General features: G+C 36.5%; 11 protein-coding genes. 8 read left to right on the top strand and 3 right to left on the bottom strand.

The window, feature by feature from the left end; all coding sequences use genetic code 11:
* Window positions 1-32 precede the first annotated feature (32 nt).
* The 3 genes from JMI89_RS04715 to mutM all read right to left on the bottom strand — a co-directional run bounded on the left by JMI89_RS04715 (window position 33) and on the right by mutM (window position 2,765).
* On the bottom strand, window positions 33-863 hold the full coding sequence (locus tag JMI89_RS04715; protein WP_187754398.1) for a shikimate dehydrogenase: 831 nt from the start codon (window positions 861-863) through the stop codon (window positions 33-35).
* A 108-nt stretch (window positions 864-971) separates the two neighbouring features.
* Window positions 972-1,874: a LysR family transcriptional regulator gene (locus tag JMI89_RS04710; RefSeq protein WP_187754397.1), complete on the bottom strand. Its 903-nt coding sequence runs from the start codon at window positions 1,872-1,874 to the stop codon at window positions 972-974.
* Window positions 1,875-1,955: 81 nt separating this feature from the next.
* Complete coding sequence (gene mutM / locus JMI89_RS04705) at window positions 1,956-2,765, bottom strand: bifunctional DNA-formamidopyrimidine glycosylase/DNA-(apurinic or apyrimidinic site) lyase (RefSeq protein ID WP_187754396.1); 810 nt, start codon at window positions 2,763-2,765, stop codon at window positions 1,956-1,958.
* Between the two features lie 222 nt (window positions 2,766-2,987).
* On the opposite strand from mutM, the gene JMI89_RS04700 reads away from it, so the two are divergent.
* The 8 genes from JMI89_RS04700 to JMI89_RS04665 all read left to right on the top strand — a co-directional run bounded on the left by JMI89_RS04700 (window position 2,988) and on the right by JMI89_RS04665 (window position 14,216).
* Window positions 2,988-3,938: a Kdo(2)-lipid IV(A) acyltransferase gene (locus JMI89_RS04700; RefSeq protein WP_187754395.1), complete on the top strand. Its 951-nt coding sequence runs from the start codon at window positions 2,988-2,990 to the stop codon at window positions 3,936-3,938.
* A 218-nt stretch (window positions 3,939-4,156) separates the two neighbouring features.
* Window positions 4,157-7,234, top strand: a complete 3,078-nt coding sequence (gene fdnG, locus JMI89_RS04695) for a formate dehydrogenase-N subunit alpha (protein ID WP_187754394.1) — start codon at window positions 4,157-4,159, stop codon at window positions 7,232-7,234.
* 19 nt (window positions 7,235-7,253) lie between these two features.
* Complete coding sequence (fdxH, locus tag JMI89_RS04690; protein WP_187754393.1) at window positions 7,254-8,219, top strand: formate dehydrogenase subunit beta; 966 nt, start codon at window positions 7,254-7,256, stop codon at window positions 8,217-8,219.
* Entirely contained in the window at window positions 8,212-8,895 is a 684-nt protein-coding gene (locus tag JMI89_RS04685) for a formate dehydrogenase subunit gamma (protein WP_220679448.1), read from the top strand. Before fdxH ends, JMI89_RS04685 begins: the two co-directional genes overlap by 8 nt.
* 150 nt (window positions 8,896-9,045) lie before the next feature.
* Window positions 9,046-9,975 (top strand): formate dehydrogenase accessory protein FdhE, encoded by a 930-nt coding sequence (gene fdhE / locus JMI89_RS04680; RefSeq protein WP_220679447.1) that lies wholly within the window; start codon window positions 9,046-9,048, stop codon window positions 9,973-9,975.
* A gap of 19 nt (window positions 9,976-9,994) precedes the next feature.
* The gene (locus JMI89_RS04675; RefSeq protein WP_220679446.1) at window positions 9,995-11,911 is read left to right on the top strand and encodes an SEL1-like repeat protein; all 1,917 of its coding nucleotides are present in this window, start codon (window positions 9,995-9,997) and stop codon (window positions 11,909-11,911) included.
* A gap of 68 nt (window positions 11,912-11,979) precedes the next feature.
* Complete coding sequence (locus tag JMI89_RS04670; protein WP_220679445.1) at window positions 11,980-12,951, top strand: ABC transporter substrate-binding protein; 972 nt, start codon at window positions 11,980-11,982, stop codon at window positions 12,949-12,951.
* A 281-nt stretch (window positions 12,952-13,232) separates the two neighbouring features.
* Window positions 13,233-14,216 (top strand): ABC transporter substrate-binding protein, encoded by a 984-nt coding sequence (locus tag JMI89_RS04665; protein ID WP_220679444.1) that lies wholly within the window; start codon window positions 13,233-13,235, stop codon window positions 14,214-14,216.
* Window positions 14,217-14,219 lie beyond the last annotated feature (3 nt).

Here is a 14,219-nt window from a genome sequence, read left to right as displayed (position 1 = left end):
CATTTGTGTTTGATTATGCTCAATACAAGCCATTATTTATTTGCTAAAGCATCGATAACCGCTTGCTTTGCATTGGCAGATAAATCTTGACCCGTCCATATCCTATACTGTTCATTGGCTTGTCCAATAAACATATCACGACCAGAAATGGATTTCCAGCCTGCTTTCTCCGCATCTAAACGGAATTGAGTATAATAAGGAGTATAAACAATATCATATGCGACACCTTCACCTTTAAACCAATCGGCTTGATAAGGTGTTTGACCTTCAAATTTACCCAACATACCTAGTGGCGTTGAGTTAATAATGATTTGTGCTTCAACAGTATGACGCTGTTCCCATTTAACGGTTTTTAAACAAAATTCTTTGGCTAACGCATTTGGTAAATCATCAACAATATCTGTTACCGTGATATCAGTATAACCAAGGGTCTGTAAACCAACGACTGCCGCTCGTGCCGCACCGCCAGCACCCAGTAATAAAATCTGTTGGTAAGTTTTTGGTAAAGGTTCTCTTTCAAGAGGTTCCATAAAGCCTTTAACGTCAGTATTGTCACCACATAACTTATTACCATCCCAATAAATTAAGTTAGCCGCACCCACTTTTTTAACCCGATCTGTGACTTCATCTAAAAATGGAATAACCGTTTGTTTATGAGGAATCGTTACACAACACCCCCGAATATTTAATAAACGTACAGATTTAACAAAGTTTTCGACTTGCTCAGGAGGCATTGGCCAAGCTACCAATACAGCTGGAATGTTTTGATCTTTAAAAGACGTGGTATGAATGAGAGGACTTAATGTTTGTCCCAACGGATAGCCAATAATGCCATAAATATCATAAGGTTTAAACTGACTCATAAAATGACCTTCTTATCCAAATAATTATATTTCATTAATAATATATATGAAATTTATCTATAAAAATTAGATTATCTATTCATAATATCAATAGATAATAACACAAATTTAACTATTAAAAAAACTGTCGCCACAATATTGCGTTAAAAAACGATAGAATTTTTGTGCTACCGGCATTAACGGCCTATTTTTCACTGTTGCGATATAGATCTCACGCTTCTGGCGATTCTTATTCATTGGTATTAATGATACATTGGCTTCTTCTGGAACCGGTACTTTGATCATCATACCTATGCCATAGTTTATCGAAGCAAGTCCAATCATCGCATTTTCACTTTCAACCCGACTAATAATATTGTTTAATTTCACTCCTGATTCAGCAATCATATTATCTAAATAGCCTTGCATTCCACTCCGTTCGGTATATAAAATCACCGGTTCATTAACAATATCTTTTAAATCAAGTTTTTTACGTTTAGATAACGGATTATTATTTGAAATGATAAACACAATTTCTTGTCTAGCTAAACGAGTAAATTCAATTTCAGGATCATTATGTAAATAAGAACAGAGTCCAATATCGTAACGCTTAGTTTTTAACTGTTGTACAATATTACTACTGAGATCTTCATAAAAAGAAAATGAAATATTTTTATATTCCGTTAATTCGGTAAAGGCATGAATAATTTTCGGCACATAGCTCATACTTAATGAATAAACAAAAGCGAGTCGAATGTGTCCATGTGAAATACTGGTTAATTCTTTAACAAATTGTTCACCTTCATTTAGTGATTGCAATGCTTGATTAACATAAGAAAGATATTGTTCCCCTTCTTTAGTTAATTCAACATTCCGCCCCTTTTTTTGAAATAATTTAATACCGACTTCTTTTTCAAGCTCAGCAATCGCATGGCTAAGACTAGGTTGACTAATAGCAAAATATTCCGAGGTATAAGTGTAATGTTGGTTCTTAGCAAGAATTTGAAAATATTTAAGCTGTTTGATATTCATTGAATATTTCACTCTAATCATTGATTTACAGACAAGAATAAGACTTGTATCACTATTTTATCCATTTTACAATAGCTCATATTATGTTTGACAATTCTCACAATAAAACGTGTTTCGTTGACCTATACGTTGTGATTTAATAGGCGTATTGCAAATGAAGCAGCCTAATTCTGCCCGACCATAGACCTGTAATTGCTGGACAAAATATCCCGGTTTACCATCAGATTGCGCAAAATCACGTAACGTTGTGCCACCTTGCTCAATAGATTTTGTTAACACTTGTTTAATTGCTTGTACAAGTCGTGTAGTCTCGACAACCGTTAACGTATTTGCCAAACGAGTTGGTAATATTCTTGCCATAAATAGTGATTCACTCGCATAGATATTGCCAACACCAACAACAACATGATTATCCATGATCAACGATTTGATCGGTACTTTGCGCTTTTCTAAAAGGGGCTGAAGATAAACAGCATTAAAATCATTGCTTAACGGCTCTGGCCCTAGATTTGCTAATTGTGGTAACCATTCTAAAAAAGGTGTCCACAACCATGCACCAAAACGCCGAGGATCGGTATAACGTAAAATCACACCATTTTCCAGTACTAAATCAACATGATCATGTTTTGCAGCAACTTTATCCTCTGTTAAAATTCGTAAACTCCCAGACATACCTAAATGAATAACGATCCATCCAATGGCAAGTTTGATTAAAATATATTTAGCACGTCGCTGCACATCTTCAATCAAATGCCCTTCAGCTTGAACGATATCTTTATCAATCGGCCAACGTAATTTAGACTGACGAACGATTATTTTATGAATTTTTTGATGTAGCAAATAAGGGCGAATTCCTAATCGGCTGGTTTCAACTTCGGGTAACTCTGGCATAACAAATACTCACTTATAATGATTATGGCAATCCTAACATAACTTTAAATGATTACCTAATCCGGTACAACACGGTATAAAATGAATAAATAGTACATGTAAATCAAACAATTCCCTCTAATATTGTTTTTACAAATACTTGGTAACCATTTTGCTTGCTTCATGGATTTTCGATATAATGCTTTGGATTAAAGATCAAAAGTTTTTATCATTTGGAAAGAGATGAGCAATAATCAAGAGATTCATGCTAAATTTAGCAAAACATTACTTCATCCACGACACTGGTTAACATGGCTTGGTATTGGAATTTTTTATACATTAGTTTTATTACCATACCCAATCATTTATCAATTGGGGAAAAGTTTAGGTTTGCTGGGTCAAAAAGTGATGACTAAACGCCGAGAAACTGCCAGACAAAATTTACAATTATGTTTTCCACATTTATCTGTCAATGAACGAGAAAAATTATTGCGAGAGAATTTCATTTCTACAGGCTTAGCTATTTTTGAAACCGGTATGGCCTGGTTTTGGTCAGATAAACGCCTTAAAAAACATTCATGTATTATAGGTGATGAATTCATTACACAAGTGCAAAAAAATAAACAGGGCGTTTTATTAATTGGTATTCATTTCCTAACCTTAGAATTAGGTGCCCGAATTCTTGGTATGAACCATCCTGGAGTGGGAGTATATCGCCCAAATGATAATCCAGTATTAGATTATGTGCAATTAAAAGGCCGGTTAAAATCCAATAAATATATGTTAGATCGTCATAACACAAAAGGGATGATTCGTGCATTAAAAAACGGCGAAATCGTTTGGTACGCCCCTGATCATGATTATGGTCGAAAAAATAGTGTTTTTGCACCTTTTTTTGCGGTAGATAAAGCAGCCACGACAGTAGGTACCTCAATATTAGTTAAACTTGGAAAACCAGTCATTATTCCTTTCACTCCAAAACGAGAGCTTGAAGGACAATATGTTGTGAAAGTTGCCATGCCAATACAAGATTTTCCATTAAATGATGATGTTGCAGCAGCAACCTTTATGAATAAAGTTATTGAACAAGAAATCCTACAAGCTAAAGAACAATATATGTGGTTACATCGCCGTTTTAAAACCCGTCCACAAGGTGAACCTTCCCTATATACCACTTTAGTACAAAAACATTAAAAAAAATTGGTCACTATTAATCTAATAGCAATTTGTATCCACATCATTTTATTGGAATTTTTTTGATACACCTTTATCTATTAAATGTAAATAAATGCTTTATGCTCTTTTTTCTGAGATATAGCGATTATCATTACAAAAATAATGGTTATAATACTTTCTATAATAAATAAAAATTAAGCAATAATTAGCAAATGTCATTTTTGTAAGGAGCAGATATGCTATTTAACCGTAGACAGTTCTTTAAGATCTGTGCTGGTGGTATGGCAGGAACAACCGTAGCAACGCTTGGTTTTTCTCCGAATGTTGCGCTAGCGCAAACGCGTCAATATAAATTACTAAGATCTAGCGAAACACGTAATAACTGTACTTACTGTTCGGTTGGTTGTGGGATGTTACTATATAGTCGGGGTGATGGTGCTAAAAACGCTGTATCATCAATATTTCATGTTGAAGGCGATCCTGATCATCCAGTTAGTCGTGGTTCTTTATGCCCTAAAGGTGCTGGTGTATTGGATTATATCAAAAGTGAAAATCGTGTTAAATATCCCCAATACCGTGCCCCAGGTTCCGATAAATGGCAATCAATTAGCTGGGATGAAGCAATCGATCGCATTGCTCGTTTAATGAAAGCAGATCGCGATAAAAATTTTATTGCGCAAAATGAGCAAGGTAATACCGTTAATCGTTGGACGACGACCGGTTGGTTAGTCACCTCAGCAGCCAGTAATGAAACCGGTTGGCTCGCTTTTAAAGTTGCACGTGCATTAGGTATGCTCAGTCTTGAAACCCAAGCCCGTGTTTGCCACGGTCCCTCGGTATCAAGTTTAGCTGCCACTTATGGTCGTGGTGCAATGACAAACAACTGGAATGATATAAAAAATGCTGATGTGATTATCGTCATGGGAGGTAATGCCGCCGAAGCACATCCGGTAGGCTTTAAATGGGCAATGGAAGCAAAAATTCATAATGGCGCTGAACTCATTGCGATTGACCCGCGTTTCCAACGAACTGCTTCAGTGGCTGATCTTTACGTACCTATTCGTTCCGGTTCCGATATCACGTTTCTATTAGGGATTATTAATTATTTAATTAGCCACAATGACGTCAATTACGACTATCTGATTACACACACTAACGCCAGTTTAATAGTGAGAGAAGATTTTAATTTTGATGAAAACCAAGGCTTATTTAGTGGTTACGATGAAAATACTCGTCACTATGATACAACAAGTTGGTACTATGAGCTTGATGAAAAAGGTTACGCATTACGTGATGAAACGTTACAACATCCACGATGTGTTTGGAATCTGTTAAAAAAACATGTACACCGTTATACGCCCGAGGTTGTCAATAATATAACAGGAAGCTCAGTTGAGCATTTTATTCATGTCTGCCAATCACTTGCTAGTACTAAAACCAATAATCGCGCAGCCACATTTCTCTATGCTTTAGGCTGGACCCAACATAGCTACGGTACGCAAATCATTCGAACTGCCGCCATGATTCAGCTGTTGTTAGGCAATATTGGTGTAATGGGTGGCGGTATTAATGCCTTACGTGGGCATTCGAATATTCAGGGGTTAACGGATGTAGGATTATTATCTAATCGTCTTCCTGCTTACCTTGAATTACCAAAAGATTCACAGCTAACCTTAGAACAATATCTTACTGAAAAAACCCCTAAGCCACTTGGACCATCAGAAGTAAACTTCTGGGGAAATTATCCAAAATTCTTTGTCAGTTTTATGAAATCTATGTATGGCGAAAAGGCAACGGCTGAAAATAGCTGGGGATTTGATTGGCTACCTAAATGGGATAAAACCTACGATGTTTTGCAATTTAGTAAGATGATGCGCGATGGGCAAGCTAATGGCTTTATTTGTCAGGGCTTCAATCCTTTGGCCGCGTTACCTGATAAAAATGCTGTACGCGAAGGATTATCAAAACTTAAATTCTTAGTTAGTATCGATCCTATGCCAACGGAAACAGCAGTCTTTTGGCAAAACCATGGTGAATCTAATGATGTTGACCCTAGCCAAATTCAAACGGAAGTTTTCCGCTTACCGGCAAACTGTTTTGCTGAAGAAAATGGCACGATAGTCAACTCTTCACGATTATTACAATGGCATTGGGCGGCTGCAACCCCCCCAGCTCAAGCTAAATATGATCCAGAAATTATCGCGCGTATCTTTTTACGAATTAAAGAACTTTATCTAGAAGAAGGTGGGCCAGGTCAAGAACCCATCCATAATCTAAGTTGGAATTATTCTATCCCCAATGAACCTTCTGCTGAAGAACTAGCCAAGGATTATAACGGCTATGCGTTAGCTGATCTAAAAGATGACAATGGAAATATTACCGTTAAAAAAGGCCAATTGCTTAGCGGTTTTGCACAATTAAAAGCTGATGGCACAACTTCAAGTGGCATTTGGATATTCTGCGGTTGCTGGACTGAACAAGGTAATCAAATGGCACGTCGCGATCCTACCGATCCATCTGGTAAAGGTATCCATGCTGGTTGGGCATGGGCATGGCCAATGAATCGCCGAATACTCTATAACCGCGCCTCAGCCGATGCTAATGGTAAAGCATATGATCAGAATAAACTATTAATAGAGTGGAATGGTAACCAATGGACAGGAAATGATATTCCTGACTTCCCGACCACGCTGTCACCCGATACAAAAGCCGGCGCATTTATCATGAATAATGATGGTTTAGGTGGTCTATTTTGCTTAAACCGTCTTGTCGATGGTCCTTTTCCAGAACATTATGAACCATTTGAAACGCCTATTAATACCAATCCGCTGCATCCAAAGCAAATCCATAGTCCCGCAGTACGAATATTTGACGAAGATTTGGTGCGTTTAGGTAAAGCTGAACAATTCCCTTATGTGGGCACGACTTATAGTATTACTGAACATTTCCATTTTTGGACCCAACATGCCAGACTCAATGCCATTATTCAACCACAACAATTTATTGAAATCAGTGAGAATTTAGCAAAACAAAAAGGCATTAAGGTTGGTGATACCGTTAAGGTAAGTTCTAACCGAGGTTATATTAAAGCTAAAGCAGTAGTAACTAAACGTTTACCAACCCTAACTGTAGATGGCAAACAGATTGAAACAATTGGTATTCCTATTGTGTGGGGCTTTACGGGACAAACCCAAAAAGGCTTTTTAGTCAATGGGTTAACGCCTCATCTTGGTGATGCTAATTCGCAAACCCCCGAATATAAAACCTTTTTAGTCAATATCGAGAAAGTTTCTAGCGAAACTTCGATCGCTTAGTGGATTGGAGATCATAATTATGTCATTACAAACTCAAGACATTATCAAACGCTCAGCAACAAATCGTCTTACTCCTGCGCCAAAAGCGCGTGAATTTCAGCAAGAAGTGGCTAAGCTTATCGATGTTACAACCTGTATTGGTTGTAAAGCCTGCCAAGTAGCGTGTAGTGAATGGAATGATCTGCGAGCTGAAATTAGTGATACCGTTGGTGTCTATGATAACCCAAGGGATTTAGCTCCCAAAGCTTGGACGGTAATGCGCTATTCTGAAGTAGAAGTCGATGGCCATTTTCAATGGTTGATCCGTAAAGATGGTTGTATGCATTGTAGCGATCCTGGCTGCTTAAAATCATGTCCCGCTGAAGGCGCCATTATTCAATATGCCAATGGAATTGTCGATTTTCAATCTGAACACTGTATCGGTTGTGGATATTGTGTCGCTGGCTGTCCATTTAATATCCCCCGAATTAGCAAAGAAGATAATCGTGCTTATAAATGTACACTATGTGTCGATCGAATTGCCGTAGGACAAGAGCCTGCTTGTGTTAAAACTTGTCCGACTGGTGCGATCCATTTTGGCACTAAAGAGGATATGATCACCTATGCCGATGAGCGAATTGTTGATCTTAAGAATCGTGGTTTTCAAAATGCTGGTTTATATAATCCACAACAAGTTGGAGGAACACATGTGATGTATGTATTACATCACGCTAATCAACCCAGCTTATATCATGGATTACCAAATAACCCTCACATTAGTGAAATCGTCAAATTTTGGAAAGGTGCCTGGAAACCGATTTCTGCAGCGGCTTTTGTTGCCACTTTTGCTGGATTAGTTTTCCATTATATGGCTGTAGGTCCGATTGAAGTTGAAGAAGACGATGTTGAACGCGAAAAAGAGTTCGAACATCAAGCTCGTAAAGCCTTTCATGCTAAAAATGCTAAAACAACATCAACAATAATCGAGGAAAATCGCCATGAATAAGCAGGATATGCTATTAAGAACGCCTTTATTAGTGAGGTTTTGTCATGTTTTCATCGTCATTCTGTTTATCCTAACCGCGTTATCGGGCTTATCGCTATTCTTTCCTTCGATCAAAGCATTTGGCTTAGTTTTAGGTACGCCACAATTAGTCAGAGAATTACATCCTTTTTTAGGTGGCATAGTTTTTATCTTACTAATGTTTATGTTAATCAGATTAGCACACCACAATATTCCTAACCGCGATGATGTTCGTTGGTTAAAACATATTAATCGTATTATTGCAGGAAAAGAGCCTGAAGATATTCCAATCGGTAAATATAACGCTGGTCAAAAAATTTTATTTTGGTGTATTATGAGCCTGATCTCCGTATTAATGATTACGGGAATCATCATGTGGCGTCGTTATTTTGCTCAATACTTTCCAATCGATATACTGAGACTGGCCATCTTTTTTCATTCATTAGCAGCAATTGGTTTAATTTTACTGATCATAGGTCATGCCTATATGGCTTTCTGGGTTAAAGGCTCGGTTAAAGGTATGATATCTGGCTATGTCTCACGAGCATGGGCCAGAAAGAACCATTCTAAATGGTATCATGATGAAATGAATAAAATATATCTTGAAGAACAAAAAACCAAACAAGCACAATCCAATGTGCAACAAAATAGTCAATAAAAGCCAGTATTATGATGCTGAAGTTAGATTAACAACAATAAAAATATAAGGTAATAGGACATTGAAAATCTTCCCAAAAAGAAAGATAAAAATAATACTTATTCCCGAATGTTGTTTCATCCATGTATTATTTAATAAAATAGGTTTATTATGAGCATTAAAATTGTTCCACAAGAACAGTTAACACAACCCAATCATAAAACCAGTATTATGCCTAACATTCCGTTAGTCTATTACCCAAAAACTGGACAACTATACTCGCACCGCATTGCTCGTATCGAACAACTGATTGCCGATAGCCCATTAAGTGATTATCTTCAATTTTGCCATAAAATTGTCTATGCTCAGGCACAAATTATCCTACAAGATGCAGTAGAATATGATCTTAATCAACTGGTGCAACAAGCAGCTAAACTGGATTGTCCCCCTTTATCATTACAAAATTTACCGTTGGATACTAAATGGATCGACTATTTGTACTATATATTAAGTGCTACCAAATCAGTCACATCTGAAATTGATAATGTTCGTCAGCAACTCACTGGTTATACTAAAACAGTTTTATTAGCTAAGGCACAACAACTGATGTCTGGGCATTTTTTGCAAGTCGATAGTAACGAATCATTATTTATTTGGTCTGCCCTATCCGTATATTATACCCAACTTGCAAGTCAACTTTCAGGCAAAGCAACCGCAAATACTGCTGAACAATGCTGGCAATGTCCTGTTTGTCAAAGTAGTCCAACTGCCAGTATTATTCATATTGGTCAACATGCGGGATTACGCTATTTACATTGTAGCCTATGTGAAAGTGAATGGTATGTTCCACGTGCGAAATGCACATGTTGTGATAATTTAGAAAATATTAGTTATTATTCTCTTGATCAGGTTCTTACTGCTATTAAAACTGAATGCTGTGAAAAGTGTCATAGTTACCTAAAACTCTTTAATCAAGAGCATGATCCAGATTTAGATATCGTGGTCGATGATGTTAATTCTTTAATATTAGATTTAGAAACTGAACAATTAGGGTTTGCCAAAAGTGGCATAAATACTTTATTATTTTCAGCAGAACAATAATTAATCAGATGTGGATGCTATGCCTAATTTATTGATTAAAACTTTAATAATTATTAACTTACTCCCAACTTTGGCTTTTGCGAATATTGAAAAAGATCAGATCATCGATATCCCGATTGAGCAACAGAATATTACTGACCCAAAGGAGATGTTTGAGCTAGCTCTGAGAAATGATAATTACGTAGCAACTGCTCATGAGAAAGAATTAGCTTTTTATTGGTATCAAAAAGCCGCCATTCAAGGTTATCAACCTGCTGCCTTTAATCTGGCCTATTTTTATGAAAATGGTATTGGAACACAGATAAATCTTGACCAAGCTTGGTATTGGTTTCAAAAAGCCTATCCTTTAAAAGATACTTTACAACAAGTGGAGCAGAATAATCACCAATATGATTTTTTACCCTATTATTTAGCTGCCGCCAATCAAAATAATAGTTACGCGCAGTTTAAATTGGCCGTCATTTATGCGGAAGGGAATAGTTATCAAGATATCGATGCATCACAAGCCATTTATTGGTATGAAAAAGCCGCCGAATTAAATAATAGCGATGCCATGAATAGCTTGGGGTATTTCTATGAGATAGGTAAATATGTTACTAAAGATTATCAAAAATCGTTATTTTGGTATGAAAAAGCTGCCGAACTGGGTAATAGTATAGCCCAAGCCAATTTAGGTTTAATGTATCAATATGGTCGTGGTTGTGAGTTGGATATTCAAAAAGCGATGCAATGGTATGAAAAATCTGCGGCACTAAAATACACACGGGCGATGAATTTATTAGCCGAACTCTATGAAGAGGGTACAGCAGTAACACAAGATTATGCAAAGGCATTTGCTTGGTACACAAAAGGAGCAGAACTGAATAACACACTCAGTCAATTAAATTTGGCAAGAATGTATAACTATGGCTACGGAACTGAAATTGATGAAAAAAAATCCTTTTATTGGTATGAAAAAGCTGCTAATGCGGGCAATATCACGGCAATGGTTAATGTCGGTTACATGTACGATGTAGGTAAAGGCACTGAACAAGATTATTCCAAAGCCTTTTATTGGTACCGTAATGCGGCCATGGAAGATCAACCGATTGCGCAAAATAACTTAGCAATATTATATGAATATGGTACAGGTGTGGAAAAGGATTCTAATAAGGCCATACAATGGTATCAACTAGCAGCCGAACAAAATTATGCCAACGCGCAATTTAGAATGGGTTATTTTTACCAGTACGGTTATGGGGCAATCAAGCCTGATTATTATAAAGCCTACATTTATTATGATAAAGCCGCCCACCAAGGAAATGAATATGCACAAAATAATTTAGCTAATTTATATGATAATGGTTACGGTGTTAAACGAGATTTACGTTTAGCATTTTATTGGTATCAAAAAGCAGCCGAACAAGGTGAAACAATTGCTCAATATAATTTAGCTAATGCTTATTATCAAGGTAGAGGGATAGAAAAAAATCTAGCTCTCGCTTTAAAATGGTATGAAAAATCAGCTGAGAATGGTGATGATGATGCGCTTAATGCCATTGGTAATATTTATGAAAATGATTTTAACCAACCCCATAAAGCAATTGAGTGGTATACTAGTAAAGCTTATCAAGGGAATAGTTTTGCGGCAAATAAACTAGCTACCATTTATCAAGACAAAAAAAAATATGCTAGCGCTTTAAAATGGTTTAAATTTGCAGCTGAAAAAAATAATGCTTTAGCTCAATATAATTTAGCTAGCCTGTTATATCATTCGAATGATAAATATAATTCTTCATCAATGGTAAAAGCTTACGCTTGGGCAACATTATCAGAATTAAATGGTGAAAAGGATGCGACTCAACTATTAAAATTAATCAGAATAAAATTATCTACTGAACAAATTGCCGAAGCGAATAAACTAGTTGAGGAATATAAACAAAAATATTTGAACTGATAAAACACTTAACATTTAATTGTAATCTCGTTACAATGCATCATTATTGTACTAGTATAGAGATATTTATGATTAACCTTTTTTTAAAAAAATTATTTTTAGGTATAATATTAACCAGTTCATTATGTGTATATGCAAGCGATGTTAAACATATTGCAATAACCGCAATTGTCGAGCACCCTTCTTTAGACCAAATTAGAGATGGAGTTAAAGACGAGCTTAGTGCACAAGGCTATCAATTAGGTAAAGATTTAATCGTTCAGTACCAAAGTGCACAAGGAAGTAGTGCCAATGCTGCGCAAATCGCTAAACAATTTGTTGCCAGTAAACCCGATGTGATTGTTGCTATCGCGACACCAAGTGCACAGGCCGTTGCCGCATCAACAAAAACAATCCCGTTGGTTTTTGCTGGCATTACCGATCCTATTGCTGCAAAATTAATAAAAAACTGGCAACCTACTGGCAGCAATATTACTGGTGTATCAGATTATCAAGCAGTCGAACCTCAAATTGCCTTTATGAAAAAAATTGTTCCCAATTTAAAATCGGTTGGCTATGTCTATAGCCCTGGGGAAATTAACTCAACTATCATTTTGAAACAGTTAAAAGAATTATTACCAGCACAAGGAATTAAATTTATCGCCGTTCCTGCTCAACGAACGGCAGACATTCCAACTGCAGCCAAAAGTCTAGCTGGCAAAGTGGATCTAATCTATACCACGACCGATAATAATGTTGTTTCAGCATACGAATCCTTAGTGAAAGTCGCAAATGAAGCCAAAATCCCACTCTTAGCATCGTTTCCCGATGCAATTGAACGCGGAGCTACCGCTGCGTTTGGTATGAGCTATTATGACGTAGGTCGACAATCTGGCAAATTAGTTGCGCGAATTCTACAAGGCGAAAAAGTCGGTAATATCACGCCTGAAATTGGCAAGGAGTTGCGTTTAATTGTTAATCTTGTGGCGGCTAAACGTTTAGGTATTAAAATTGCTCCAGAGGTAATTCAGTCAGCTTATAAAGTGGTTGTTGAAAATTAATTTTCACCCATTCTTTTGTTACCCTAATCTAAAATCAGTGTAAGTAAACTAACTTACGCTGAATACTTTATATCCTAAACGATTATTACAACTTGCAATCAACCAAGTAAGCCTAATAGATAATCAAACCAATTAAAGTTGATAAAATCACTAGTATTGATAATAGTGTAAATAAAATGTTACAACATGTTTTTGTTTCAATGCTAGATAAACAGCTAAATTTATACTATAGTAGTCATTATTAAATTACTGTTGTATTTATAACTTTACAGGAAAATAAAATGAGCCATTTAAAAATTAAATTGCTTTCCATAATAAGTATAGCTTTTTGTTTAGTCATATCACCGTTTAATAGTTGGGCTGCTGATAAAGATGTTAAATATGTTGCCATTACTGCAATTGTTGAACATCCAGCATTAGATAATGTGAGAAAAGGCGTTGAAGATGAATTAAAAGCGAATTCTTATATTAATGGTGAAAATTTAAAACTACAATATCAAAGCGCACAAGGAAGTAGTGCCAATGCTGCGCAAATTGCTAAACAATATGCTGCTAGTAAACCTGATGTGATTGTTGCCATTGCGACACCTAGTGCCCAAGCCTTAGCAGCAACAACCAAAACGATTCCGATTATTTTTACCGCCGTAACAGATCCTGTAGCTGCAAAATTAACACCGAGCTGGCAACCTTCGAAAACCAATATCACAGGTGTATCCGATGCATTATCACTCGATGCCCAAATTGATATGATATTAAAAATTAAACCTGAAGCAAAATCGATTGGTTATGTCTATTCTCCAAGCGAAATTAATTCCACAATTGTACTAAAGCAATTACAACAACGCTTAGCTAAACACGATATCAAAATTATTTCTGTGCCAGCTCAACGCACTTCAGATATTCCAACCGCGGCACGCAGTTTAAAAGGTAAAGTAGATTTAATTTATACGACAACCGATAATAATGTTATCTCCGCTTATGAATCATTGGTTAAAGTCGCAAACGAAGCAAAAATTCCCCTTATTGCATCAGATCCAGATTCTGCAGCTCGTGGCGCTACTGCTGCTTTAGGAATGAGTTATTATGATTTAGGTCGTCAAGCAGGTAAAATGGTGATTCGTATTTTAAATGGTGAAAAAGCTGGTGATATCGCGCCACAAGTTGGTGAGGTAACCCAATTGGTCATTAATCCTAAAGCAGCTGAAAAACAAGGTGTAACACTTTCTGATGAAGTATTACAAATGGCGGCTAAAATTATTGATTGATTG

Source organism: Frischella sp. Ac48, from assembly GCF_019641635.1.
GTDB lineage: Bacteria > Pseudomonadota > Gammaproteobacteria > Enterobacterales > Orbaceae > Frischella > Frischella japonica.
This window is presented reverse-complemented; position numbering and strand designations above follow the sequence as displayed.

What these genes read in the sequence shown, in the direction of transcription:
- JMI89_RS04715 (WP_187754398.1), bottom strand. Translation starts at nt 863, where the DNA reads ATGAGTCAGTTTAAACCTTATGATATTTATGGCATTATTGGCTATCCG.
- JMI89_RS04710 (WP_187754397.1), bottom strand. Translation starts at nt 1,874, where the DNA reads ATGAATATCAAACAGCTTAAATATTTTCAAATTCTTGCTAAGAACCAA.
- mutM (WP_187754396.1), bottom strand. Translation starts at nt 2,765, where the DNA reads ATGCCAGAGTTACCCGAAGTTGAAACCAGCCGATTAGGAATTCGCCCT.
- JMI89_RS04700 (WP_187754395.1), top strand. Translation starts at nt 2,988, where the DNA reads ATGAGCAATAATCAAGAGATTCATGCTAAATTTAGCAAAACATTACTT.
- fdnG (WP_187754394.1), top strand. Translation starts at nt 4,157, where the DNA reads ATGCTATTTAACCGTAGACAGTTCTTTAAGATCTGTGCTGGTGGTATG.
- fdxH (WP_187754393.1), top strand. Translation starts at nt 7,254, where the DNA reads ATGTCATTACAAACTCAAGACATTATCAAACGCTCAGCAACAAATCGT.
- JMI89_RS04685 (WP_220679448.1), top strand. Translation starts at nt 8,212, where the DNA reads ATGAATAAGCAGGATATGCTATTAAGAACGCCTTTATTAGTGAGGTTT.
- fdhE (WP_220679447.1), top strand. Translation starts at nt 9,046, where the DNA reads ATGAGCATTAAAATTGTTCCACAAGAACAGTTAACACAACCCAATCAT.
- JMI89_RS04675 (WP_220679446.1), top strand. Translation starts at nt 9,995, where the DNA reads ATGCCTAATTTATTGATTAAAACTTTAATAATTATTAACTTACTCCCA.
- JMI89_RS04670 (WP_220679445.1), top strand. Translation starts at nt 11,980, where the DNA reads ATGATTAACCTTTTTTTAAAAAAATTATTTTTAGGTATAATATTAACC.
- JMI89_RS04665 (WP_220679444.1), top strand. Translation starts at nt 13,233, where the DNA reads ATGAGCCATTTAAAAATTAAATTGCTTTCCATAATAAGTATAGCTTTT.